Raw genomic sequence first — 24,694 nt, 5'->3', positions numbered from 1 at the left:
CCATGCTGACCCGCCTCCAGGACAAGGCCGTCGGCGCGATTGCCGGGGCCGCCGTGGGTGACGCGCTCGGCGGCGCGACCGAGGGCTGGACCGTCGAGCAGATCCAGCAGCGCTACGGCGGCTACGTGGAGGGAGTCGTCGGCCCCTTCAACACCGACTGGCGCAACGCGCGGCCCATCGCCCCCTACCACAAGGGCGACGGCCACATCACCGACGACACCTTGATGACCCAGGCGCTGATCCGGGTCTACACCAAGGCCGAACGGCACCTCGACGCCTACGCCGCCGCCGACCTGCTGGTGCCGGAGATGATGGGTGAGCGGCGGTGGGTGCCCGAACTGGAGGAGGAGGCGCTGCTGCTGCAACGGGTCTTCCTCGCCGAGAAGTGGCTGGTGGCGCGGCTGCACTACGGCCACGTGGACCCGCGCGAGGCCGGCACCGGCAACATCGTCAACTGCGGCGCGGCGATGTACATGGCGCCGGTGGGCGTGGTCAACGCCGGCGACCCGGAGGGCGCCTACACCGAGGCGATCGACCTGGCCGGGGCGCACCAGTCCAGCTACGGCCGGGAGGCCGCCGGGGTGTTCGCGGCGGCGGTGGCGGCGGCCATGGGGCCGGGTGCCGACGCCGAGGCGGTGGTCGCGGCGGCGCTGGGGCTGGCCAAGGACGGCACGCGCGCGGCGATCGAGGCGGTGTGCGAGCGGGCGCGCGGCATCAGCGGGTGGCGGGGGTCGGCGGCGGCGCTGCGGGAGGCCGTGGCGCCGTTCGACACGGTCGCCGACACCTACCGCGACCAGGGGCTGGGCGCTCGTCGGCCCAGCCGGGTGCACTCCATCGAGGAGTTGCCGCTGGCGCTGGCGTTCCTGCTGATCGCGGGGGGCGACTACCGCGACACCGTGCTGGGCGGGGTGAACTACGGGCGCGACGCCGACTCCATCGCCAGCATGGGCGGCGCCCTCGCCGGAGCACTCGGCGGCCGCGACGCGGTCCCCCGGGAGTGGCGCATCCAGGTGGCCGAAGCCAGCCGCACCGACATCGAAACCCCCGGCCTGGACCTGGCGGAGGTCGCCCTCCGCATCCGAACCGCCGACCGCCGCCGCCGAGAGGCCGCCGACGCCGCCCTGGCAAAGCTGGAACAGCCGGCCGCCTGAGGGGGACGCGGATGCCGGTGCGGAGAGCGGGCCGAGGCGCGCGCACGAGGCCGGGCGCGGTGAACGCCGGTGGGCGGCCGGTGCGGGCGCACCGGCCGGACGCCGACTCGGCCGGGCGGCGGGCGCGGAGCAGCCCGGGGACCATCGCACGACCGCCCGCGCACCGACAGGCCGCCCGTCGCGCCGGCCGCGTCCGCCACGGGCATCGGCTCGCGGTGGAACCCGGCGCGGCGGCGATTGGGACGGTGCGAACCCCCGTCCTCGGTCGCGGGGAAACCCCGCGCCGGGCACGCGCGGGGACGCGCCGCGCGTTGGCCGGGCAGCGGCCGTCGGCGCGCGGCCTCTCGGCGGGCCGACCGGCGACGGACCGCCGGGGCCGCGCCATTGGAGCGGTTGGGACGACACGACGACCACTGGAGGAACCCGCCACATGCGCGTGACCTGGATCCATCCCGAAGACCTCGTCGGGCACGAACTGCGCCAGGCCGACCAGGACGGCCGCGACCCCGACGCCGTCGCCCGGGTGCGGAAGCGCTGGTACGCCGCCGGCGGGCACGACGCGCCGCCCCTGGCGGGCGCCTCGCCCGAACCGGCCGCGCCCGAGGTGCGCGCGCTGGCCGAGGATCTGCTGGACGAGCTTTCGGCCCTGCCCTCCCCCCTGGCCGGGGACGAGCCCACCGACCTCCCCGACATCATCGCGGCCTGCCCGGAGTGGCCGGTGGGTCCGGTGGCCGCGCCGGGCGCCGACCTCGCCGACCGGGTGCTGGGCGCCTGGACGGGCCGGGCCGCCGGGTGCGTGCTCGGCAAGCCGGTGGAGAAGATCCCGCGCGCGGGCATCCGCGAGATCGCCGAGACGACCGGCAACTGGCCGGTGCGGGGCTGGTTCACGGCCAAGGGCCTGCCCGACGACGTCGCGGCGCGCTGGCCGTGGAACCGCCGCAGCGCCCCGACGAGCCTGGCCGAAACCCTCGACGGCACCCCCGAGGACGACGACCTCAACTTCCCGATGCTGGGGCTGGCCCTGCTTGAGCGCTTCGGCCCCCGGTTCACCAGCGAGGACGTCGCCCAGATGTGGCTGGACGAACTCCCGCCCGGCCGGATCTTCACCGCCGAGCGGGTGGCCGTGCGCAACCTGCTCACGGGGGTGGTGCCGCCGCGGACGGCGCGGGTGCGCAACCCCTTCCGGGAGTGGATCGGCGCACTGATCCGCGCCGACGTGTTCGGGTGGACCAACCCGGGCGATCCGGGCACCGCCGCGATGATGGCGCACCGCGACGCCGTGGTCAGCCACACCGCCAACGGGGTCTACGGCGCGATGTTCGCCGCCGCGCTCGCCGCGACGGCCCCGGTGGCGGACTCCCCCGCCGCCGCGCTGGAGACGGCGCTGCGCGTGGTGCCGCCGAGGTCGCGGCTGGCCGAGGCCGTCCGCGACGCGATGGTGCTCGCGGCGGGCGCCGACGACTTCGAGGAGGTCGTGGACGGGCTGTACGCGGCGCACGGCCACCTGCACTGGGTGCACGCGGTCAACAACGCCGCCGTGGTCGCCGCCGCGCTCGTGCACGGGGGAGGCGACTTCGCCGACTCCATCACCAAGGCCGTGTCGGCCGGTTGGGACACCGATTCGGTGGGTGCCACGGTCGGATCTGCCGCCGGGGCGCTGAGGGGTGCCTCGGCCCTGCCGGAGTACTGGACCACCCCGCTGCGCGGCCGGATCGCCAGCAGCCTCACCGGCTTCGACGGCATCACCTTCGCCGAACTCGCCGCGCGCACCCTGGCCCTGCGCACCGCCCCCGCCGCGTGACACCGCTGTCGTCTCACGGGCCGCCGCCGTGCCGAGCCGGTACCGCCCGCCCGAGGCCCCGCCGCCCGTCGCCGCCCGTCGCCGCCTCGACCACCCGGGCGGCCTGCGGACCGGTGACCGCCCGCCCCAGGCCACCCTCCGCCGCCCCCGGCGCGCGCACCAGCCCCGCCCGGCGTCCCGATGACCGCGCACCCGCGCCACCCGGGGGCCGGCGCCGTCCGTCGTGACCTCACCGACCCGCTGTGGTGACCGGCGCTCAGGCGGGCTCAGGTGAGAGCCGCCGCCCCCTTCCCGGTCCCGGCGGCACCGGCCGCCCCGCTGCGCCACACGGTGCCCCGGCGCTCGTGTTCGAGGACCTGTTCGGCCAGGAGAGCCGCCTGGGGGCCGTACCGGCGCTCCACCAGCCACAGGCCGAGGTCGATCCCCGAGGTCACGCCGCCGCAGGTGACCAGGTCGCCGTCGTCCACGACGCGGCCGGGGACCACCTCGGCGCCCTCGGCGCGCAACGCCTCCGTGGCGGCGTGGTGGGTGGTGCACGGGCGTCCGGCCGTGATGCCCGCCGCCGACAGCAGCAGGGTGCCGGTGCACACCCCCGCCATCACCAGGCCGGGGCGCGCCGCCGCCGCCAGGGCCGCTGGGAGCGCTCCGGCGCGGATCTGGCGGTCCACGGCCGAGCCCTCGCCGACTCCGCCTCCGGGGACCACCAGGACGTCGGCCCGCGCCGCATCCAGCGCGGCCCGAACCCGGACCTCCAGGCCGAAGGACGTGGTCACGGTGGCGGGCGCGTCGAGGGCGACGAACGTGGTCTGGACGTCCTCCATGACCTCCAGCGCCCCGAGCGGGCCGAGGAGGTCCTGGTCCTCCACCCCGTCGTAGAGCACGGCCTGCACGTGAAGGGTCATCGCGGCCTCCTGAAGACAGCACGATCGGGTGCTTGCGGACACGCCGAGTATCGCGACGCCGGATCCGGGGGGACAGCGGCCTGATGGACCGCCATGCGTAGGATTCGGCCATGCACGTGGTCGCCGTACTCGCCTTCGACGGGATCGTGGGCTTCGACCTGACCATTCCGTGCCAGGTGTTCTCGTTCGCCCCGGGCTATGAGGTGCGGGTCTGCGCCGACTCCGACATCGCCGCCACCGCCGCCGGACGCGAGACGTTCCGGCTCTCCGCGCCCTACGGCCTGGACGACGCGCACCGCGCCGACACCGTGGTCGTGCCGGGGGGCGACCCCGCGAGCCCTCCGCCGCGCGCGGTGCTGGAGCTGCTGCGCGAGGCGGTGGAGCGCGGGGCGCGGGTGGCCTCGATCTGCACCGGGGCGTTCGTGCTGGCGGCGGCGGGCCTGCTCGACGGCCGTCCGGCCGCCACCCACTGGCTGCTGGCCGGCGACCTGGCCCGGGCCTACCCCGAGGTGGAGGTCGACCCCTCGGTGCTGTTCGTGGACGACGGCCAGGTGCTGACCTCGGCGGGGGTGGCCTCGGGCCTGGACCTGTGCCTGCACATCGTGCGCCGCGACCGGGGCGCGGCCGCCGCCGCCGAGACCGGGCGGCTGATCGTGATGCCCCCGCAGCGCCCCGGCGGCCAGGCGCAGTTCATCGAGCACCGCGACCCGGTCGACGACACCGCCGACCTGGGCGCCACGCTGCGCTGGATGCAGGACCACCTGGCCGAGCCGCTGACCGTGGCCGAGATCGCCGCCCACGCCGCCCTGAGCCCCCGCCACCTGTCGCGGCGGTTCCGGGCGCAGACGGGCACGACGCCGCTGCGCTGGCTGCTGGACCGCCGGGTGCAGCGCGCTCGGGAGCTGCTGGAGACCACCGGCCTGCCGGTGGAGCGGATCGCGCGCACCACGGGGTTCGGCACCGTGGAGACGCTGCGCTACCACTTCGGCCGCCAGGTGGGCACCACGCCCACCGCCTACCGGGCCGCGTTCCGGTGACAGGCGGGGGTGGTAACGTCGCCGCAGCCCCGCGCGGCCCCTGTCCCCGGCGCACCCGCTTCCCGCAAGGAGGACCACGAGCCATGGTTGACCCCGGCGGAGAACCGCGCCCCGCAGGCGTCCTCAAACGGCTGCTGGGGCGGACGCGGACCGCGCCCACACCTGCGGCCGTGGCGCGCCGCAGCGACCTGGTCCCCCAACTGCCCTCCCCCGCGCACTACGCGGCGTGGTGGCGAGGGCTGTCCGACGCCGAACGCGAACACCTGGTGCGCGAGGACCCCGCCGCGCTGGGCGCGCTCGACGGCCTGCCCGCCGAGGTGCGCGACGCCGCCAACCGCACGGCGCTGCGGGAGTACCTGGAGCGGCACACCGACAAGGACGTGGCGACCCTGAGCGCTGCCCTGGCCGACTACGACCAGGACCCCATGGCGCGGATGTTCCTGATGCGGTTCACGCCGCCGAGCCGGCCCGGCGCGGGCGACGGCCTCACCGCGATATCGCGGAACAACCCCGACACCGCCACCAGGAAGCTGGTGGTGGTCCCCGGCGCCGGCACCGGCCTGCACAACATCGGGCGCAACCTGCGGCGCATCACCCGGCTGCACATGGAGGCCGACGCCAAGGCGGGCACCCTGGGAGCGCCCGACCACGCGGTCATGGTGTGGCAGGGCGCCCGCGCCCCCAGGTTCGGTCCCGAGGCGGCGCGGCTGGACCTGGCCCACGCCGCCCGCGCGCCGCTGCACAGCTTCCTGGCCGGCCTCAAGGCGGCCCACCAGGAATCCGAGAGCACCGTGGTGCTGTACGGGTTGAGCTACGGTTCGGTGGTGGCGGCGCAGACCGTCGCGCGCTACGCCGACGTGGCGGCCGACACGCTGATCGTGGGGGCCGGCCCCGGGCTGGGCAAGGGGATCGCGGGGGTGGCGGACCTGCACGTGGCCGACGCGTACTGCCTGGCCTCCGACGCCGACTCGATCACCTACCTGTCGCCCGCGCTGCACGGGGTCAACCCCGCGAGCGCGGAGGCGGGGCTGAAGCGGCTGGCCACCGACCCGCACGGGCACCACGACTACCTGGAGCCCGGGGTGGGCCTGGACAACGCCGTGGCGGTGTTCATCGGCGCCACCGACGACCTGGTGGCCGCCGAGCCGCGCCCGGCCGGCGGCGACCCGTGGCGGGTGCTGCGGCACGTGGACGGTCTGGTGCGCCGCCAGGAGCACGCGGCCCACCGGCGGCCCGGTGCCGGCGACCGCCCCCGGCCGCCGCGGCGGCCGCACGCCCGGCGCGGCGGGCGGAAAGGGCTGTGAACGGCGGCCGGCGGCACCGGCGGCACCGGCGGGCGGAGTAGAACGGGAGCGGTCATGGCACTGGAAGCGGTTCGCGAACCCGACGCCGCGCGGCGCGCGATGGCGCGCGGCGAGGCGCTGGCCGGCGTGGTGGGGGCGCCGCTGGAGTTCGCCGGCGCCCGCCCCGACGCACCCGGGCCGGTCGACGCCGACGCGGACGAGGGCCGCCCCGACGTGTTCGTGGCGGTGGCGCTGTGGACGGCGGCCACCGGCGCCGAGCACATGCCGGCGGCCCTGGAGCGGCTGCACGAGCACTGGCGGGCGCACGGCGCGGACGCGGTGCTGCGCCCCCTCGGCCGGGGCGGCGCCAGGGTGTCGGCACGCGACGCCGACGGGTTCGCCTACACGGCGGAGTCGCGGCAGGACCGCGCCGGGATCGTGCTGCGGGTGGTGACCCCCCGCTACACCAACCCCGAACCCGGCCGCCCGTTCGTGGGGATCTTCGCCCAGGGCGAGGTGCCGCCGCCGGAGGCCGGCGCCGGCGGCTGAGGCGGGGACCGGCGGACGCATCACGGGCTCCCCTCGGCCGCACCCGCACCCGCCCCCGCCGCCACCGCGACCGGCACCCCCGCCGGCGGGCGGGGCGGCACGGCGGGCGGGTCGGCGGGCAGCCGCGCGGTGAGCACGGTGGGGCCGCCCGGCGGGCTGTCGACGCGCAGGGTGCCGTCGACGGCCGCCACCCGCCGGGCCAGGCCGGACAGGCCGGTGCCCCGGGGGTCGGCGCCGCCGCGGCCGTTGTCGGTGACCCGCACGGTGAGCACGCCGTGCTCCTCGCCGACCTCGACGCGCACGGAGTCGGCCCCGGCGTGCTTGGCGGCGTTGGTGACCGCCTCGCGGACCGCGAAGTAGACGGCCGTGGCCACACTGCGCGCGGGCTGCCGGGCGAGCGTGTAGTCGACGTGCAGGGGCAGGCTGGAGCGGTCGGCCAGGGAGGCCAGCGCGGTCTCCAGACCGAACTCGTCCAGCACGATGGGGTAGACCCGGAACGCGACCTCGCGGAGTTCGTCCAGCGCCTGGCGCGCCTCCTGGTGGGCGTCGCGGACCAGGGCGGCGGCGCGGTCGGGGTCGCGCCCGCGCTGGGCGCGGCCCAGCAGCATGGCCAGCGACACCAGCCGCTGCTGCACGCCGTCGTGCAGGTCGCGCTCGATGCGGCGGCGCTCCTCGTCGACGGCCTCGACCACGCCGGCGCGGCTGGCGGTGAGTTCGGCGACGCGCTCCTCAAGCAGGTCCTGGCGGGTGGGGCCGAGGACCGTGCGGGCCAGCCAGCGCTCCATGCCGATCAGCCCGACCGTGCCCTGCACGCTGAGGTACATGAACATCAGCCCGAACACCACGATGGCCGGGCTGTTGCCGTCGAGGGCGCCCAGCGGTGACACCACCAGGTAGGCGCCGGCGGGGAACACCCCCAGCACCAGCGCGCCGAGCATGCCCAGCGGCCAGCGCGCCGCGAGGTAGCCCAGGGACCGGGGCAGGGTGTGGGGGCCGGGGATCTCGATGTCGTAGCAGCGGGCCAGCCGGTACAGCTCCAGCCGGGTGAGCGCGCGGACCACGGGGCCCAGCGCGGCGGGCAGGGCGGGGCGCGCGGGCGGCCACAGCAGCAGCGGGGCCAGCGGCAGCGCCGCCGCGCACAGCAGCGCCAGCCAGAGTTCGGCGACGGCCGTGGCCACGCCCAGCAGGGCACCGGCGGCGGCCAGCGCGCTGGAGCGCGCGAGTTGGCGCGCCGCGCCGCGGCGCACGCGGGGTTCGGGGGTCATGGCCGCCTCCGAAGCGGGAGTCCGAGCAGGTCAGGACTGAGGCTAGTCCGGCGCCCGGCGCCGCCGCACTGCGGATTTCCGCACCTGTGGATTACGGATCGCCCCGCGCGGCCGGGTGGCCGCCCCCATGGGAGGGGCGGCCCCGCCGCTCCTAGCGTTGGCCACCGTGCCGACCGGCGCCGACTGATGCCGGCCGGCCCGCCGGCGCCGTCGGCCCGGACCGGCCGGAACCCTCGGGCCGCCCGGGACCCCGGACCGCCCGGACCGCCCGGACCGCCGGCGGCACCCGCTTCGCCGGCCCGGCCCCGGCACCGCGCGTCCGCGCCGCCCGGCCCGGCTCCCCCGCCGACCCCCCGTCACCCGTGAAGGGATCCACCATGCCCACGCCGCCATCCGACACCCTCGGCCGACCCGCCGGCACCGCCGGCACCGGCGCCGCCGCCCCGCCCCCGCCCGAGCGGCCCTCCCGGACGCGCCGCCACCTGTGGCTGGCGGCCGGCACCGCCCTCTCCCTGTTCGCCGTCCACGCCAACTGGGACATCCCGCTCGCCGCCTGGCTTTACGCGATCCCGCTGCTGCGCTTCACCCGCACCGGCGGCCCGGTGGCGGGCGCGGCCTGGATGCTCGGCGTCGCCGCACTCGGCCTGGCGTTCTGGTTCTGGCAGGCCGACGTGTTCTCGCCGCCGATGCTGCTGCTGGCCGCCGCCCTCGCCCTCATCGAGGCCGCGCCCTTCGTGCTGGACCGGCTCGCCGCGCCCCGCCTGGCCCGCCGCGGCGCCCTGGCCGCCACCCTGGTGTTCCCGGCGGCGACGGTCGCCGCGGAGTTCCTCACCGCCACGCTGAGCCCCCTGGGCACCATCTACGGCGTGCTCGGCGGCACCCAGCACGGCAGCCTCCCGCTCATCCAGATCGCGTCGGTGACCGGGGTGTACGGGGTCAGCTTCCTCGTCGCCTGGTTCGCCGCCGTGGCCGCGCACGTCTGGGAGACCGGTTTCGGCGCCCCGCGCACCCGCCGCCTGGTCGTCGCCTACACCGCCGTCCTCGCCCTCGTCCTCACCTTCGGCGGCGCGCGGCTGGCGTTCGCCCCGCCGTCGTCGCCGACCGTGCGCATCGCCGCGGTCACCCTGGCCCAGGAGTCGTGGGACACCAAGGTCGGCGCCGCCTTCACCGAGTTCGACTCCCTGGAGGCCATCGTCGGCGCCGACCGCGCCCGGGTGCGCGAGGTGTTCGCGCCCATCCACTCCGAGCTGCTGCGCGCCACCGAGCGCGAGGCGCGGGCCGGTGCCCGGCTCGTGGTGTGGTCGGAGTCGGCCGCCCACACCCGCGAGGAGGACAAGGGCGCGCTGCTGGAGCAGGTCGCCGCCGTCGCCCGCGAACACGGGGTCTACGTGCAGATCGGGGTGTCGGTGTACATCCAGGAGGAGCCCCACATGCGCAACGAGACGGTCCTGGTGACACCGGAGGGCGAGACCGCCTGGACCTACGAGAAGGCCCACCCCATCCCGGTCCTGGAGCCCTACGACGCCGGACCGGGCGACACACCGGTGGCCGACACCCCGTTCGGCCGGCTGGCCACCGCCATCTGCTACGACGTCGACTTCCCGCAGACGCTGCGGCAGGCGGGCGCCCAGGGCGCGGGCATCGTGCTGCTGCCCTCCAACGAGTGGGAGGGGCTGCGCGAGCTGCACGCGGAGCGGGCCGTGTTCCGCTCCGTGGAGGGCGGCTACTCCCTGGTGCGCGCGGTCAACCGGGGGCAGTCCACCACCGTCGACCACCAGGGCCGCGTCATCGCCGCGACCGACTACTTCGACACCGCCGAGCAGGTGATGGTGGCGGAGGTCCCGACCGGGCACGTGCCCACGGTCTACAGCCGCGTCGGCGACCTGTTCTCGTGGCTGTGCCTGGCCGGGCTGCTGGGGCTGCTGGTGATGGCCGCGCGCGCCCGGGCGCCGCGCCACGGCGGCTGACCCGGCGGGGTGCCCGGCGGGCGGGAGGGCCGGCGCGCGGACCCTCCCGCCCGGGTCGGGGCGGGGCTCAGCACAGGCTCTGCGAGCTGTTCACCAGGGTGTTGTTCCGGACGGTGATGTTGTTGCCGCAGGGCCGCTCGGTGATGGCGGAGTCCACGACCGTGAGGTTCTGCACGGTGATGTCGGAGGACACCGGGAACTCCGCGCGCGAGGCGATCCGGATGTCGCCCGGCCCCTCCACGCGCCCGCTCTGGGCGGCGATGGTGACGTTGTGGCAGTTCTCCACCAGGATCGCGTTGCCGCCGGTGTCGGCGATGTCCACGCGGTCGATCACGGCGCCGCCGCTCTCCGACACGCAGAACACGCCGCGCCCGCCACCGCGCGCCACGACCTCGCCGACGCGGATGTTGGTGGGGTAGGAGTCGCCGACGCGGCCGTTGCGGTTGGCCATGCGGAAGGCCGCGTAGCCGGTGCCGGTCCCGGTGCCCTGGCCGTCGACCCGCCCGACCTCGGCGTTGACGGTCTGGTTGAGCAGCAGGCCGGAGTAGGCGGTGTTGCGGGCCGTCACGGTGCCGATGTCCAGGCCGTCGACCCCGTAGGTCTCCACGCCGTGGTTGCCGGTGCCCGACACGTAGACGTTGTCGATGGTGACGTCGCGCGTGGGCCGGCTGCGGTCGGCGTGGTTGTCGATGCGGATGCCCAGGCCGCCGGAGAGGCGCAGGTCGATCTGGCCGAGGTGGATGTCCTCGCCGTTGCGCACGAAGATCCCGAAGTAGGGCGCCCCGGTGACGTTGAGGTAGGGCACCGAGACGTGCCGGACGTCGCGGGCGCGCACCACCGCGTGGTCGCCGCCGGGGGTGCCCACGACGTTGACGGTGCCGCAGACCTCCAGGGAGGTGTAGCTGGGCAGGTCGAGCGACTGCCCGGCGCTCACCTCGCCCGAGCCGCGCACCACCACGCGCTCCACGGAGGTGCGCCCGGGGGTGAGGCTGCGCACGGCCGAGCGCATGGCCTCCAGCAGGTTGGTACCGCTGTAAACCGTTTCAGCGCCGTCGTAGGCGGTCCAGGTGCCGCCGCTGCGCACCACTGACGCGTGGAAGGAGCCGTCGCCGCAGGCGGCCGCCGTGGCGGCGGAGTCGGCGGACCGGGCGGCGGACTCCTGCGACATCGCGGCGGGCGCGCCGGCGGCGGCGAGGAGGAGGGCGGAGGCGGCGGCCAGTCCGGCGGAAAGCGATCCCGGCCGCCGGCGCCGCCGTGGGGAGGCGGGTGCGGCGGGTGTGGTGGGTGGGGCGGGCGCGCTGTGCGGTCCCATCGGTGTCTCCTGTGGGTGGGGGATGGTGGAGGTGTGCCACGCGGAGAGGAAAGGTAAGCGCTTACCGATGCTCGGGAGTATGGCAACGGACACGCACCGTGGCAACCCGCCTTCACACCGCTGCTTCCGGCCCACCCCGCCCATCAGGCGAAAGGCCGGGAAAAACGATTCACCGACCGGCGGGCCCCGAGAGTGTCCCACGCCACATCGATCCCGATGTCACGTTCGCGTGCCGCGCCGGGTCGAGGTGGTGTGCGGCCCGAACCGGCCGCGCGCACCACCCCGCAGCACCCCAGTGAGGAGACCCCCGTGTCCGTCGCCTACATCGCCGTCACCCTTGCCGCCGCCGCCTTCGTGGCGTTCTCGGCCGTGTCCGTGTTCATCCGCGCGCCGTGGGTGGTGGGCCCCATCGCCGAGTACGGGGTCCCCCTCACGTGGCTCCCCTGGCTGGGCGCCGCCAAGGCGGCGGGCGCGGTCGGCCTGGTGGTGGGCTTGGCCGTCCCGGTCGTCGGCCTGCTGGCCGGAGTCGGCCTGGTGCTGTACTTCACCGGCGCCGTGATCACGGTGCTGCGCGCCCGGTCCTACTCCCACGTGCCGTTCCCGCTGGTCTACGCGGCCCCCGTGGTGGCGTCGCTGGCCCTGGCGGCCGCCTGAGCCCGCCGCCCCGCCGCCGCGCGGGACGCGGCGGCGGTCCGGGCCTTCCGGAGGAGAGGGAGGACGGGCTACCGCACCACCACGGTGGCGCCGTTCTCCACGCGGCCGTTGGCCCACAGCCAGTCCATGGCGGGCAGGCTGACCCGGGCGCAGCCGTGGGAGGCGGGGTAGGCCGGGACCGAGGAGTAGCCGTGGATGGCGATTCCCCCGTTGAAGTAGGCGGGGCGGTAGAGGGCCCCAAGAGGGCCGTCGTCCCAGCCGTCGACGCGGCGGAAGACGCTGTACTCGCCCTCGGGGGTGACGGCCACGTTGGTCTGGCCCCGGGAGAAGTAGGTCTCGCCGGATCCGGTGGAGGTGTTGAAGATCTTGCGCACCTCGCCGTCGCGCACGATCAGCAGCACCTGGCGGGCCAGGTCGATCTCGATCACCACGCCCGCGGACGTGGACGGCTGGGGCCGCGGCCCCTCCTCCAGGGCGGCCCGGGTGTCGGGGCCGACCACGCTGTCGCGGTCGATGCCGGCGACCTTCTGGAGCGCCATCACCGCCTGGGCGGTGCGGACGTCGTACTCGCCGTCGACCGGCCCGAGCCAGTAGCCCAGCTCCTTCAGGCGCTGCTCGACCTCGCGCACGGCGGGGCCGGAGTCGCCCATGCTGAGCATCGGTTCATCCCGGGAGGCGGCGGCGGGCAGGGCGCCGCCCGGCGCCGGCGTGGGCCGCGGGTCCCCACCCCGTCACGGCGACCGCCGCCAGCGCGAGTACGGCCGCGGTTCTCGTGCACTGCTTCCGGAAGTCCGGTCGTAGAGAGGCCATGGGCGGATCTTTACCCGGCGGTGACTTCCCCATGACGCTCGGCGCACCCCGGGCACCCCCACGCGCGCGCCCGCGCGGGGAGGGTGGGGCGGTCCGGGGGCGTGTGCGCACGTGGCGCCGCCCGCACCCGGTTCAAACCCGCTGCACGTGGCCGGATGCGGCCATCCCGGTCAGTCCGCCGCGGAGTCCTCGGGCGCGATGAAGCTGGCGTGGTAGCCGGCGGCCATGTCGGCGTCGCCGTGCCCGGCCGCGGCCGCGCGCGCGAACCGGCGCGCCGAGGCGGCGGCCAGGTCCAGGTGCACGCCGGCCGCCGCGGCGGCGTCCAGCACCAGGTTGGCGTCCTTGGCGGCGTTGGCCACGGAGAAGCTGGTGGTGTAGTCGCCGCTGAGGATGGCCCCGGCCTTGGCGTGCAGGTAGCCGCTGTCCAGCGGGCCGCCCGAGACCACGTCGAGGAAGTCGCGGGCGTCCACCCCCAGGCCCTCGGCCAGCGACAGCGCCTCGGCGGTGGCCGAGGTGAGGGCCAGGACCCAACTGTTGGCGACCAGCTTGAGCCGGCTGGCCGCGCCCACCTGGTCGAAGGCGACGGTGCGGGCGCCGATGGCGGAGAAGACGGGTTCGGCGCGCCGGCGGGCGCGTTCGGGGCCGGCCGCCAGGACGGTCAGCGCGCCCTGCTCGGCCGGGGCGCGCGTGCCCAGCACGGGGGCGTCGAGGTAGTCCGGGCGGCCAGCCGGTTGGTGGCGGCCAGGCCGACCGTGGTGGTCTGCGCCCACACCGCGCCCGGGGCCGGGGGCACGATGGCCGACATCACCTCCTCGACCGTGTCGCCGTCGTAGAGCATGGTCACCACGATGTCGGCGTCGGCGACCGCCTCGTCCAGGGTGCCGGCGACCTCCACGCCGGCGCCGGCCAGCGGCTCGGCCTTGGCGCGGGTGCGGTTCCAGACGCGGACGGGCATGCCGGCCGCCGCGATGTTGCGCGCCATGGGCGCGCCCATGGTGCCGGTGCCCAGGACCGCGACCCGGGGGGTCGCGGTGGGCGGGGTCGATGGTGTCGATGGCTGCATGGCTCCCTTCCTACCCCCGCGCCGGTGCGCCGACCGTGCCGGGGTGGCGGCCCGGCCGCGGCGGGCGCGCGGGCCCGGCGGGGCGCGGCCTGGGCGGGACGGGCCGGGAGAGGCGCGCGGGGGCGCGGAAAAGGTGCGGGCGGGGGCGCGGGCGGGATTCGGCCGGGGGAATCCGCCGCGTTCTCCGGGCCACGACTGACCGGTTTTCCCTTCTTAGGGCATTGGTCGGAATAACGGTTTTTTCTGGTTTGCTCCTGAAACGTACGCCCGGTGGTTGGGATTACGGTCCTACCATTGCGCGAACCTGGCCGCCCGGTTGCGCGGCGGGCGCCAATCGGAAACACCGCTCCTCCGGTGGCGAAACGGACGGCACCGCGCCGCTCATGGCCGATCCGGCGGCGCCGTGACCGGCGGTTATCCCAGGCCGCGCATTTCGGCACCACACCAATATCCGGCGCACCAGCGCGAAAACCGGTCACCGGCGGACCGCCTTTCGCGCCCGTTTCCCCATCGGCCCGGTGGCCGGGGCCTGCGCCGTGCTAGAAGAGGTGGACATGCGTTTTCCGGCCCGGACAACCGGATAAGGAGTGCGACACCCATGAACCCCCGTCGCAACACAGGCCGGTACCGAGCCCGTACCGGTGCCTGCGTGTTGGCCGTGCTCACCGCCGAACTCGCCCTGTCGGGCGGCGCCGCCCACGCCGCGACCCTGGCGGGCGCCGGCGAGGCGGTGGCCGTTCCCGAGGCGTCGGCGGCCCGTCTGACCGAGGTCCCCGGCGGGCCGGTCACCTCCGACCCCCCGGACTGGTTGCAGCCGCCCGGCGCGCCGGTCCTGCCGGTGGCCCCGGCGCTGCCCGACCACCCGCCGCACCCGCCCGGACCCCCCGGCCACGACTGCCCGAAGCCCCCCGAGGAGCCGCCTCCGCCGCCGCCCGAGGAGCCCCCGCCTCCTCCGCCGGAGGAGCCCGAACCCCCGCGCCCGGAGCCACCCGACCCCGCACCCCCGGCCCAACCGGCCCCGCCGGCCGAACCCGACACCCCCGCACCCCCCGTGCAGGAGGCGGCCGCGCCGGACCCCGCCGAGCCCCCGCCCGCCGTGCCGGAGCCGGCCGCGCCGCAGGAGCCCGCCGCCGAGGCGCCGCCCGAGCCCGCCGCACCGCCCGAGGAGGAGCCGCAGTTGATCGGCGCGCCCCGGTTCGGCACCGACGAGCGCCAAGGCCCGGACGGGTTCGAGCCCATGCACATCATGGTGTTCGTGGTGCTGGTCGCCGTGGCCGCCGCCGTGGGTGCCTCGGGCGTCCGCCGCTGATGCCGGCCGGCCCGCCGCCCAAGGGGCGGCGGGCCGGCGCGCGGGCGGCTCAGGGGGTGGTCAGCGCGGCGTCGATCCGGTCGAACCCGGCCAGCGCGTCCTCGAAGGAGCCGGAGTCGGTGGCCAGGAGACCGCTGTAGGGGTTGTCGAGGGCGAGCAGGATGACCAGGCTCGACGCGATGAACACCAGGTTGACCACCGACCAGAAGATCCGCGTGCGCGCCTGGCCCACCCGCATGGCGAACGGCAGCACCACCACCGCCAGCCCGCTGATCGCCGTGGCCAGCAGGATGACCCCGGGGATGGTGGCCTGGGCGGAGTCGGACCGCTCCACCCGGCTCTGCACGAGGTCGGTGACGTTGTGCCGGACCTCCATGCGCTCCAGTGCGGCGGCGGGGTCGTCGGCGGGGAGGTCGTTGACGCTGACGCGCAGGCGGTCCAGGGCGGCCGAGCCGGAGGGGTCGAGTTCGCGCTGCTCGCGCATGACCGGCCAGTCCTCCTCGATCACGGTGTCGACGTAGTCGCGCAGGTCCTCGCGCACGGCGTCGCCCTCCTCCTCGGGGAAGGCGGCGGTGCCCCAGTACAGCGCGGTGGCGTGGCCGGCCTCCTCGACGGCGGAGTCGGCGGCGCCCCGGTTGTTCTCCCACCCGATGACCAGGCCCATGGCCAGGGCGATGAGGTAGATCGACAGCACGCACGGCGCGATGAGGCTGCCGACCGGGCCGTCGGAGTCGTCGGGGGAGATGACGAACTTGCGCGCCACCACGATCCCGGCGACCAGCAGTACGCCGAGAATGACGAAAACCACGATGAGACTGGTGGTCATGACTCTCCTGAATAGGTGATTTCCGGGCGAAGTGGGCACCGGCTGAGGGGGCCGCAGCGGCCTTCAGGGAACAAGAGCGGGATTCCGTAGGGTTTCGGAACCGCTCCTGCTTTACCATGTGATCATGCGGAACATCTGCCACTCGCGTCATTTCCCGACACTGGGGAAGTTCCGGAGTTCCGCTAACCGGTGCGGCCCGTCGCCGGTTATCGCGATACCGCACCCCCTTTACCTCGGACGACGCTTCAATCCCGTGGAATTTCGGACCCTGGCGCATGCGTGACACCCCGAATCGGCCCCCTCGGAAACCCGGTGGCGCCGCCCTTTTCCCCTGGCCCCGACCTGGCCACCAGATCACCGCCCCGGCGGCGTTCCGGCGCCCCGGACACCCCGTCCGCGCCGCGCGGAGCAAACCTTTCCCGCCGCCGCCGCGCCGGCGGATTCCGCGCGGCCGCCGCACCCTTTTCCGCCCTGTTTGGGATCGCATTGGATATTCGCCGGAAATCGGCGTGCGGCCGGAAAGGTCGGCCTGTGGGTGATCCGCACCTGACCCACCAGGCGTGCCTCTTCGGCTCCGACGAGGAGTTCCTGGCGATGGCGCTGCCGTTCGTCGGCCACGGCGTCGACTCCGGCGACCCCGTGCTGGCCGCCCTCACCCCCGCCACCGCCGCGCTGCTGCGCCAGGCCCTGGGCGCGCGCAGCCGCGGCGTCGACTACCGCGACCCCGCCGCGTTCGGCCACCGGCCGCCCGACCGCCTCGCCGCCATCGACGGCTACTGGCGCGAGCACGCCGCCCGGGGGCGCGCCGAGCGGGTGCGGATCCTGGCCGAACCCGTGTGGGCGGGCCGCTCGGCGCGCGAGGTCGCGGCGTGGACCTACCTGGAGTCAGCCCTGACCCCGCTGTTCGGTGCCACCAACCTCTGGCTGGTCTGCCCCTACGACACCCGCCGCGTGCCCGCCCACGTCGCCGAGGCCGCGTGCCTGACCCACCCCGAACTCGTCCAGGGCGGCCGCACCCGGGCCAGCGACGCGTTCGTGCCACCCGCCGCCTTCGCCGCCGGCGGCGCGGTCGCGGAGCCGACGTCGCTGCCGGGCGACCTCATGGGCGGCCCGTTCACGCCCGCCGACCTGCCGCGGCTGCGCCGCGACGCCCTGGCCTACGCCGGGCGGCTGGGGGTGCCCCGGCCCCGCGCACTGGACCTCGCCTTCGCCGTCAACGAGGTGGCCTCCAACGTCATCCTGCACGGCGGGGGCACCGGCAGCGTGTGGTTCTGGACCGAGGACGACGAGGTGGTCTGCGAGGTCGCCCAGGACACCGCCTACCTGGCGGTGCCGCCGTTCGCGGGCTCGCCGCCGGCCCTGGACGAACTCTGCGGCGGCCTGTGGATCGTGCGCCAGCTCTGCGACCGCGTGCACCTGGGCTCGATGGGCGGGCGCAGCGTGGTGCGGCTGCACCTGCTCCGCGGCGGCTGAGGGCCGGCCCTCCGGCGCACCGCCCGCACCCCGACCAGCGAACATTACAAAGAGTTTCAAAAGAATCACTAAGGGTATTCTTTACCCAGGGCCGCCACGGCCCCGCCGGTGCCGTCCGGCACCCGCGCAGCCGCCTCCACATCCGCGCACACCGCGCACACCGCACCGAAAGGACACCCGGCATGGTCGACATCGTTGACCGCTCCGAATGGGGCGCCCGCGCCCCCACCTCCACCACCGAGACCGACTGGTCCGCCCGCACCGAGTTCGTCGTCCACTACTCCGCGGGGCCGCCCGACCAGTCCCCCAAGGACATCCAGCGCCACCACATGGACTCCAACGGCTGGTCCGACATCGGCTACAACTTCCTGGTCGACACCGAGGGCACCGCCTATGAGGGGCGCGGCTGGCTGGTCGTCGGCGCGCACGCCACCGGCCACAACACCTCGGGGATCGGCGTGTGCTTCATCGGCGGCGACTCCGACACCACATCCGCCGCCAAGAACACCATCCGCGCCCTCTACCACGAGGCCAACCGCAAGGCCGGCCGCACGCTCACGGCCAGAGGCCACCGCGACGTCGGATCCACCTCCTGCCCCGGCGACTCCCTGCACCAGTGGGTCGCCGACGGCCTGCCCGAGCAGTAGCCCGCCCGGACCGACACCACCCCGGCCCCGTCAGGGCGCCGCCCCCGCGGCCGCCCGCCGCGGCGACCGCCTCGCCCGCACCCATTGCGCTTTTGAATGTGATCGTCGTAACATCCCAGGCAGTCGAAGCGGTTCGATTCCCGCTGCCCTTGGGAGGCGCGCGTGCGGATCTCCGATGTCGCCCGGCACGCCGGGGTGTCCCCCAGCACGGTCTCCTACGTCCTCAGCGGCAAGCGCACCATCTCGGCCGCCACCCGCGCCCGCGTGCTCAAGAGCATCGAGGTGCTGGGCTACCAGCCGCACGCCGGCGCCCGCGCCCTGGCCAGCAACCGCGCCAACGTCATCGCGCTGGTGCTGCCGCTGCGGCCGGGCATCCACGTGCCGGTGGCCATGCAGTTCGCGGTGTCGGTCGTCACCAGCGCCCGCGACCGCGAACACGACGTCCTGCTGCTCACCCAGGCCGAGGGCGAGGGCGGGCTGCGCCGGGTGGCCGGCACCTCGATGGTCGACGGCATCATCGTCATGGACGTCGAACTCAACGACGCCCGCGTGCCCACCCTGCGCACCCTGGGCCACCCCTCGGTTCTGATCGGGGTGCCCGCCGACAGCCACGGCCTCACCTGCGTCGACCTCGACTTCGACGCCGCCGGCCGGATCTGCGTGGCTCACCTCGCCCACCTCGGCCACCGCGAGGTCGCCCTGATCGGCCAGCCGCCCTCGGTCTACCGGCGCCGCACCGGCTTCGCCGAGCGCACCATCGCCGGCTTCGAGGACGAGGCCCGCGAACGCGGGGTGCGCCCGCTCGTGGTGCCCTGTGAGGCCGCCCCCGCCCAGGTCGCCGCCGCCGTCGGCGCCCTGCTGCGCGACCACCCCGGTGTGTCCGGGATCGTCGTGCACAACGAGCCCGCGGTGGCGCCGCTGCTCGACGCCCTGCGCGCCGCCGGCCGCGACGTCCCCGGCGACGTCTCGGTGGTGGCCATCGGCCCCGACGAACTCGCCACCGAGTCCGTGCCCCCGCTGACCTCGGTCACCCTGCCCACCGAGGAGATGGGCGGGCGCGCCGTCGCCCTGCTCATGGACAAACTCGCCGACGCCGACACCCCTGAGATCACGCTGATCCAGCCGCGCCTCGTGCCGCGGGCGAGCACCGCCGCCCGACCCGCCCTTCCGTGACCTGACCCCCTCGACGCCACCCTCGTCCACCCCTCCCGCCACCCCCTTCCCATCCCCATCCCCATCCCGCACGTCGACGCGATCGAAGCGCTTCGACGAACGTGAAGGAGCGCCCCATGACACGCGTTTCCGGCAACCCCGCACACCGCCTCCGCGCCCCCTCGGCCCTGGTCGCCGCCGGCCTGCTCGGCCTCACCACCGCCTGCGGCGGGGGCGGCGGCGAGGGCGGCGAGGTCACCTCGATCACCGCGCTGGACTACAACCTCGCCGAGCCGCAGAACGGCGCCACCGAGAGCATGCTCCAGGAGTGCGGCGAGCAGGCCGGGGTCCAGGTCGAGCGCGAGGCCCTGCCCCGCGAGCAGCTCATGCCGCGCCTGCTCCAGGGCGCCTCCCAGCAGGAGCTGCCCGACCTCATGCTGATCGACAACCCCGACCTCCCCCAGGTCGCGGCCACCGGCGCGCTGCTGCCGCTGGAGGAGGCCGGATTCGACACCGCCGGCTACTACGACAGCGTGCTGGCGGTCGGCACCCACGAGGACACCCTCTACGGCATCGCCTCGGGCGTGAACGGCCTGGCGCTGTTCACCAACACCGCCCTGCTGGAGGACGCCGGGGTCGAGCCGCCCGCCACCTGGGCGGAGCTGCGCACCGCCGCCGAGGAGCTGACTCAGGGCGACACCAAGGGGTTCGCGTTCTCCGCCATCGGCCACGAGGAGGGCACCTGGACCTTCGAGCCCTTCATGTGGAGCAACGGCGCCAGCCTCACCGACCTGGACTCCCCCGAGGCGGTCGAGGCGCTGGAGCTGTGGGCCGGCATGGTCGAGGAGGGCTCGGTCTCGCAGTCGGTCGTCAACTGGTCCCAGGCCGACGTCAACGACCAGTTCCTCGGCGAGCGCGCCGCCATGATGATCAACGGCTCCTGGCAGATCCCGGTGCTGGCCGAGGAGGACGTCGACTACGAGGTCGTGCCGCTGCCGGTGCCCGAGGCCGGCGGCGAACCCGCCACCCCCATGGGCGGCGAGGTGTGGGCCATCGGCCGCAACGGCGCCGAGCGCGAGGAGAAGGCCGCCGAGGTGCTGCGCTGCCTGCTGAGCGACGCCAACATGAGCGAGTGGGCCGAGCTGAACGCCTACGTCCCCGCCAAGGAGGAGCTGGCCCAGCGGCTCGCCGAGGAGAACGAGCAGATGGCCCCGTTCGTGGAGTCGGTGCCCACCGCCCAGGCCCGCACCGCCGAGCTGGGCGTGGACTACCCCGACGTCTCGGCGGCGATCGCCGACGCCGTCCAGCAGGCGCTGGCCGGGTCGGGCTCCGCCGAGGACGCCCTGGCCCAGGCCCAGCAGTCGGTGCCGGAGTCCTGATGCTCCTCCGGGTCGGCTTCCTGGCACCCCTGGTCATCTACCTGGCCGTGTTCTTCGGCTACCCGCTCCTGGCCAACCTGTCGATGGCGCTGCGGGAGTACACCGCCGCGTCCTTCTACACCGGTGAGGCGCCGTTCGTCGGGGCCGCCAACTACGCGGCGGTGCTGGCCGACCCGGTGTTCGGGACCGCGCTGGGCAACACCGCGCTGTTCACGGCGGGCTCGCTGGTGTTCCAGTTCGCCATCGGCCTGGCGCTGGCGGTGTTCTTCCAGCGCAACTTCCCGCTCAACGGGCTGCTGCGCTCGCTGCTGCTGGTGCCCTGGCTGCTGCCGCTGGTGGTGTCGGGCACGGTGTGGCGGTGGATCTTCGACCAGGAGTACGGGGTCCTCAACCAGACCCTGCTGGGCCTGGGCGTGATCGACCAGGGGCTGCCGTGGCTGTCGAGCACGTCCATGGCGCTGGCCTCGGTCACCGTCGCCAACATCTGGGTGGGGATCCCGTTCAACATGGTCATCCTCTACGGCGGGCTGCAAAGCATCCCGGCCCACCTCTACGAGGCCGCCGCGCTGGACGGCGCCGGGCCCTGGCAGCGGTTCCGCCACGTCACCTGGCCGCTGCTGCGGCCGGTGAGCGCGGTGGTGCTGATGCTCGGCCTGGTCTACACGCTCAAGCAGTTCGACGTGATCATGGTCCTGACCCAGGGCGGCCCGGCCAACGCCACCCAGACCCTGACCACGTGGGCCCACGCGCTGTCCTTCGGCGAGCTGGACTTCGGGCTCGGCGCGGCGGTGGGCAACCTGCTGATCGTCATCGCGCTGGGGTTCGCCCTGCTCTACCTGCGGGGCCTGCGCGCGCAGCCGGGCGCGCCGGTCGCGGGAAGGAGGGGGTGAGGATGGGCGTGCACCGCCGGGTCCGCACCGCGTTCACCACCGTGGTGGCGGTGGCGATCGTCGCCGTGCTGCTGTTCCCGCTGTACTGGATGGTCAACGCCTCCTTCCAGCCGCCCGCCGGCCTGCTGGAGACCCCGCCCCGGTGGCTGCCGCTGGACGGCACCCTGGAGGGCTACCGGGAGGCGCTGGACGGCCAGGGCCGGGCGCTGCTCAACAGCGTGGTCATCGCCGCCGGGACCGTGGCGCTCACCCTGCTGCTGGCGGTGCCGGCGGCCTACGCGCTGAGCCGGTTCCGGGTGCGCGGCGCCGGCGTGGTGCTGTTCGCGCTGCTGCTGGTGCAGATGGTGCCCGGGATCGTCATGGCGAACTCGCTGTACGCGGTGATGAACCAGACCGGCCTGCTCAACACCCACCTGGCGCTGGTGCTGGCCGACTCCACCGTCGCGGTGCCCTTCGCGGTGCTGATCCTGCGCGCGTTCATGGTGACCATCCCCAAGGAGCTGGGCGAGGCCGCCATGGTCGACGGCGCGGGCGCGGCGCGCGTGCTGTGGTCGGTGATCCTTCCGGTGAGCCGCAACGCCATGATCACGGCGGCCCTGTTCGCGTTCCTGTTCGCCTGGGCGGACTTCCTGTTCGCCATCTCCCTCAACACCGACGACGCCGTCATGCCGGTCACGGTCGGCATCTACCGCTTCATCGGGGCGCACACCGCCGACTGGAACAGCGTCATGGCCACCGGCGTGATCGCGTCCATCCCGGCGGCCGTGCTGCTGGTGGCCGCCCAGCGCTACGTCGCGGCGGGGGTCACGGGCGGCGCCCTCAAAGACTGATCCGGCCCGACACAACCTGACCCGGCCCGGCACCGGACCGACACGGACAGCCACCGGCCCGCCCGCGCGGTCCGCACCCCCGCCGCCGCCTGCCGGGGCGGCGGGGGCCGGACCGCGCCCGACTCCCCCCCCCCCCCCCCCCCGGGGGCCCCCCCCCCCCCCCGCCGCGGGGGGGGGGGGGGGGGCCCGCCCCGCCCCCGACTCCCCCGCCCCCAGCCGATCCTCCGCCCCCTGCCCCCGGCCCCCATCACCCAGCCCCGGCTCCCCTCCCCCTCCTCCACCACTCCCTACTCCGCGACCGCCGCGCCGCACCTCGGGTGCGCGCGCCCGAAAACCACTGCTTCGTACACGTGAAAGGACTCCGCGTGCTGCACGAGATCGACGGCGGCATCGAATGGCACGGCGGGCACCAGGTGGTGCGCGTCGAGCCCTGGGGCACCGACAGCGTCCGGGTGCGCGCCGGGCTGTCGCACCTGCGCTCCGACATCCCCGGCGCGCTGGGCGAGCGCCCCGCCTCCGACGCCAAGATCCGCATCGACGACGACTCCGGCATCCCCACCGCGCGGCTGGTCAACGGCGAGGTCACCGCCGAGGTCGGCGACGACGGCATGCTGCGCTTCGTGCGCACCGCCACCGGCGCCGAACTGCTGGCCGAGCGGCGGGCGCACTTCTGGTGGCCGGGGCCGCGCGTCTTCTCCTCCACCGGCAACGGCTACTACCGCATCGAGCAGCGGTTCGCCGCCTACGAGGGCGAGCGGGTGTTCGGCCTGGGCCAGCACACCCACGGCCTGCTCGACCAGAAGGGCGCGGTCATCGACCTGGTGCAGCGCAACGCCGAGGTCAGCGTGCCGTTCCTGGTGTCCTCGCGCGGCTACGGGCTGCTGTGGAACAGCCCGGCGGTGGGCCGGGTGGAGCTGGCCGACAACGGCACCCGGTGGGTGGCCGACAGCGCGCGGCAGATCGACTACTGGATCACCACCGGCCCCGACCCGGCGGCGGTCCTGGACCACTACGCGGCGGCGACCGGCCGCGCGCCGATGCTGCCGGAGTGGGCGTCGGGGTTCTGGCAGTCCAAGCTGCGCTACAAGACCCAGGAGGAGCTGCTGGAGGTCGCCCGCGAGTACAAGCGGCGCGGGCTGCCGCTGGCGGTCATCGTGGCCGACTTCTTCCACTGGACCCACCTGGGCGACTGGCGGTTCGACCCCGCCGAGTGGCCCGACCCCGCCGCGATGGTGCGCGAGCTGCGCGAGATGGGCACCGAGCTGATGGTGTCGGTGTGGCCGTCGGTGAGCCCGCTCAGCGAGAACTACGACGACATGCTGCGCCGGGGCCTGCTGGTGGCCACCGAGCAGGGGCCGCCGGTGCACGCCGACTGGGCCGACAAGGGCGTGGCCGCCAAGGTGCAGGTGTCCTTCTACGACGCCACCAACCCCCGGGCGCGCGCCTACGTCTGGGAGAAGGTCCGCCGCAACTACCTCGACCTGGGCGTGCGGGTGTGGTGGCTGGACGCCTGCGAGCCCGAGGTCAAACCCGGCCACCAGGAGAACCTGCGCTACCACGCCGGGCCGGGCGCGGAGGTCGGCAACATCTACCCGGCCGAGCACGCGCGCGGCTTCCACGAGGGCATGCTGGCGGCCGGCGAGACCGAGGTCGTCACGCTGTGCCGGTCGGCGTGGGCGGGCAGCCAGCGCTACGGCGCGGCGCTGTGGTCGGGCGACATCGCCGCCACGTTCGCCTCGCTGCGCGCCCAGATCCGCGCGGGCCTCAACGTCGCGATGTCGGGGATCCCGTGGTGGACCACCGACATCGGCGGGTTCCACGGCGGCGACCAGGAGTCGCCGGAGTACCGGGAGCTGCTGGTGCGGTGGTTCCAGTACGGCGTGTTCTGCCCGCTGCTGCGGCTGCACGGGTTCCGCGAGCCGTTCGTGGACGAGCTGCACCCGCAGATGTCGGGCGGCCCCAACGAGGTGTGGTCCTACGGCGAGGAGGTCTACGGCCACCTGCGGGAGCTGCTGTTCCTGCGGGAGCGGCTGCGGCCCTACGTCATGGAGCAGATGCGCGCCGCGCACGAGCGGGGGCTGCCGCCGATGCGCCCGCTGTTCGTGGACTTCCCCGACGACGACCGGGCCTGGGCGGTGGAGGACGCGTTCCTGTTCGGCCCCGACGTGCTGGTGGCGCCGGTGACCGAGTACGGGGCGCGCGAGCGCGAGGTGTACCTGCCGGCGGGGGCGCGCTGGCGCGACCCGTGGACCGGCGAGGTGCACGAGGGCGGCGCCGCGATCCGGCTGGCGGCGCCGCTGGAGCGGGCGCCGGTGCTGGTGCGCGAGGGCGCCGACGTGCCGATCGCCGGGGACGCCCCGGAGTCCGCGCGGTAGCCGCCGGCGGCGCGCGCCG

20 protein-coding genes and 1 pseudogene are annotated in these 24,694 nt (G+C 75.2%); 15 read left to right on the top strand and 6 right to left on the bottom strand.

The window, feature by feature from the left end:
• The first annotated feature begins 2 nt into the window (after positions 1-2).
• Entirely contained in the window at positions 3-1,151 is a 1,149-nt protein-coding gene (locus LG943_RS08350) for an ADP-ribosylglycohydrolase family protein (RefSeq protein ID WP_270071632.1), read from the top strand.
• Between the two features lie 430 nt (positions 1,152-1,581).
• Entirely contained in the window at positions 1,582-2,952 is a 1,371-nt protein-coding gene (locus LG943_RS08345) for an ADP-ribosylglycohydrolase family protein (protein ID WP_270071631.1), read from the top strand.
• A 266-nt stretch (positions 2,953-3,218) separates the two neighbouring features.
• Here LG943_RS08345 and LG943_RS08340 read toward each other — a convergent pair whose 3' ends face one another.
• On the bottom strand, positions 3,219-3,854 hold the full coding sequence (locus LG943_RS08340) for a DJ-1/PfpI family protein (protein WP_270071630.1): 636 nt from the start codon (positions 3,852-3,854) through the stop codon (positions 3,219-3,221).
• Between the two features lie 110 nt (positions 3,855-3,964).
• On the opposite strand from LG943_RS08340, the gene LG943_RS08335 reads away from it, so the two are divergent.
• From LG943_RS08335 to LG943_RS08325, 3 genes are all read left to right on the top strand, one after another.
• Positions 3,965-4,891, top strand: coding sequence for a GlxA family transcriptional regulator (locus tag LG943_RS08335; RefSeq protein WP_270071629.1), 927 nt, complete (start codon positions 3,965-3,967; stop codon positions 4,889-4,891).
• 83 nt (positions 4,892-4,974) lie between these two features.
• Positions 4,975-6,195, top strand: coding sequence for an alpha/beta hydrolase (locus tag LG943_RS08330; protein WP_270071628.1), 1,221 nt, complete (start codon positions 4,975-4,977; stop codon positions 6,193-6,195).
• A gap of 54 nt (positions 6,196-6,249) precedes the next feature.
• Positions 6,250-6,723: a hypothetical protein gene (locus LG943_RS08325; RefSeq protein WP_270071627.1), complete on the top strand. Its 474-nt coding sequence runs from the start codon at positions 6,250-6,252 to the stop codon at positions 6,721-6,723.
• A 20-nt stretch (positions 6,724-6,743) separates the two neighbouring features.
• Here the strand turns inward: LG943_RS08325 and LG943_RS08320 are convergent, their stop codons facing one another.
• Positions 6,744-7,988 (bottom strand): sensor histidine kinase, encoded by a 1,245-nt coding sequence (locus LG943_RS08320; RefSeq protein WP_270071626.1) that lies wholly within the window; start codon positions 7,986-7,988, stop codon positions 6,744-6,746.
• Between the two features lie 377 nt (positions 7,989-8,365).
• On the opposite strand from LG943_RS08320, the gene LG943_RS08315 reads away from it, so the two are divergent.
• The gene (locus LG943_RS08315) at positions 8,366-9,955 is read left to right on the top strand and encodes an apolipoprotein N-acyltransferase (RefSeq protein WP_270071625.1); all 1,590 of its coding nucleotides are present in this window, start codon (positions 8,366-8,368) and stop codon (positions 9,953-9,955) included.
• Positions 9,956-10,022: 67 nt separating this feature from the next.
• Here LG943_RS08315 and LG943_RS08310 read toward each other — a convergent pair whose 3' ends face one another.
• Positions 10,023-11,267, bottom strand: a complete 1,245-nt coding sequence (locus LG943_RS08310) for a right-handed parallel beta-helix repeat-containing protein (protein WP_333486339.1) — start codon at positions 11,265-11,267, stop codon at positions 10,023-10,025.
• Positions 11,268-11,576: 309 nt separating this feature from the next.
• Here LG943_RS08310 and LG943_RS08305 point away from each other — a divergent pair, with 309 nt between their 5' ends.
• Positions 11,577-11,921 carry a DoxX family protein gene (locus LG943_RS08305; RefSeq protein ID WP_270071624.1) on the top strand — a complete coding sequence of 115 codons (345 nt, stop codon included), beginning with the start codon at positions 11,577-11,579 and terminating at the stop codon, positions 11,919-11,921.
• Between the two features lie 68 nt (positions 11,922-11,989).
• Here the strand turns inward: LG943_RS08305 and LG943_RS08300 are convergent, their stop codons facing one another.
• Both LG943_RS08300 and LG943_RS08295 read right to left on the bottom strand, forming a co-directional pair.
• On the bottom strand, positions 11,990-12,580 hold the full coding sequence (locus tag LG943_RS08300) for a L,D-transpeptidase family protein (protein WP_270071623.1): 591 nt from the start codon (positions 12,578-12,580) through the stop codon (positions 11,990-11,992).
• A 321-nt stretch (positions 12,581-12,901) separates the two neighbouring features.
• Positions 12,902-13,777: pseudogene (locus LG943_RS08295) on the bottom strand (NAD(P)-dependent oxidoreductase); the annotation flags it as partial.
• Positions 13,778-14,443: 666 nt separating this feature from the next.
• On the opposite strand from LG943_RS08295, the gene LG943_RS08290 reads away from it, so the two are divergent.
• Complete coding sequence (locus LG943_RS08290) at positions 14,444-15,103, top strand: hypothetical protein (RefSeq protein ID WP_270071622.1); 660 nt, start codon at positions 14,444-14,446, stop codon at positions 15,101-15,103.
• A gap of 49 nt (positions 15,104-15,152) precedes the next feature.
• Here the strand turns inward: LG943_RS08290 and LG943_RS08285 are convergent, their stop codons facing one another.
• Positions 15,153-15,929, bottom strand: coding sequence for a bestrophin-like domain (locus LG943_RS08285; RefSeq protein WP_270071621.1), 777 nt, complete (start codon positions 15,927-15,929; stop codon positions 15,153-15,155).
• Between the two features lie 531 nt (positions 15,930-16,460).
• On the opposite strand from LG943_RS08285, the gene LG943_RS08280 reads away from it, so the two are divergent.
• The 7 genes from LG943_RS08280 to LG943_RS08250 all read left to right on the top strand — a co-directional run bounded on the left by LG943_RS08280 (position 16,461) and on the right by LG943_RS08250 (position 24,675).
• Positions 16,461-17,402: a sensor histidine kinase gene (locus LG943_RS08280; RefSeq protein ID WP_270071620.1), complete on the top strand. Its 942-nt coding sequence runs from the start codon at positions 16,461-16,463 to the stop codon at positions 17,400-17,402.
• Between the two features lie 182 nt (positions 17,403-17,584).
• Entirely contained in the window at positions 17,585-18,049 is a 465-nt protein-coding gene (locus LG943_RS08275) for an N-acetylmuramoyl-L-alanine amidase (RefSeq protein ID WP_333486338.1), read from the top strand.
• 162 nt (positions 18,050-18,211) lie between these two features.
• Positions 18,212-19,222 carry a LacI family DNA-binding transcriptional regulator gene (locus tag LG943_RS08270; RefSeq protein ID WP_270071619.1) on the top strand — a complete coding sequence of 337 codons (1,011 nt, stop codon included), beginning with the start codon at positions 18,212-18,214 and terminating at the stop codon, positions 19,220-19,222.
• Between the two features lie 116 nt (positions 19,223-19,338).
• The gene (locus tag LG943_RS08265) at positions 19,339-20,580 is read left to right on the top strand and encodes an extracellular solute-binding protein (protein WP_270071618.1); all 1,242 of its coding nucleotides are present in this window, start codon (positions 19,339-19,341) and stop codon (positions 20,578-20,580) included.
• The gene (locus LG943_RS08260; protein WP_270071617.1) at positions 20,580-21,470 is read left to right on the top strand and encodes a carbohydrate ABC transporter permease; all 891 of its coding nucleotides are present in this window, start codon (positions 20,580-20,582) and stop codon (positions 21,468-21,470) included. Before LG943_RS08265 ends, LG943_RS08260 begins: the two co-directional genes overlap by 1 nt.
• Before the next feature lie 2 nt (positions 21,471-21,472).
• Positions 21,473-22,300: a carbohydrate ABC transporter permease gene (locus tag LG943_RS08255; protein WP_270071616.1), complete on the top strand. Its 828-nt coding sequence runs from the start codon at positions 21,473-21,475 to the stop codon at positions 22,298-22,300.
• 365 nt (positions 22,301-22,665) lie between these two features.
• The gene (locus tag LG943_RS08250; RefSeq protein WP_270071615.1) at positions 22,666-24,675 is read left to right on the top strand and encodes a glycoside hydrolase family 31 protein; all 2,010 of its coding nucleotides are present in this window, start codon (positions 22,666-22,668) and stop codon (positions 24,673-24,675) included.
• The last annotated feature ends 19 nt before the right edge of the window (positions 24,676-24,694 follow it).

The sequence above is a fragment of the Streptomonospora mangrovi genome (assembly GCF_027604915.1).
GTDB lineage: Bacteria > Actinomycetota > Actinomycetes > Streptosporangiales > Streptosporangiaceae > Streptomonospora > Streptomonospora mangrovi.
This window is presented reverse-complemented; position numbering and strand designations above follow the sequence as displayed.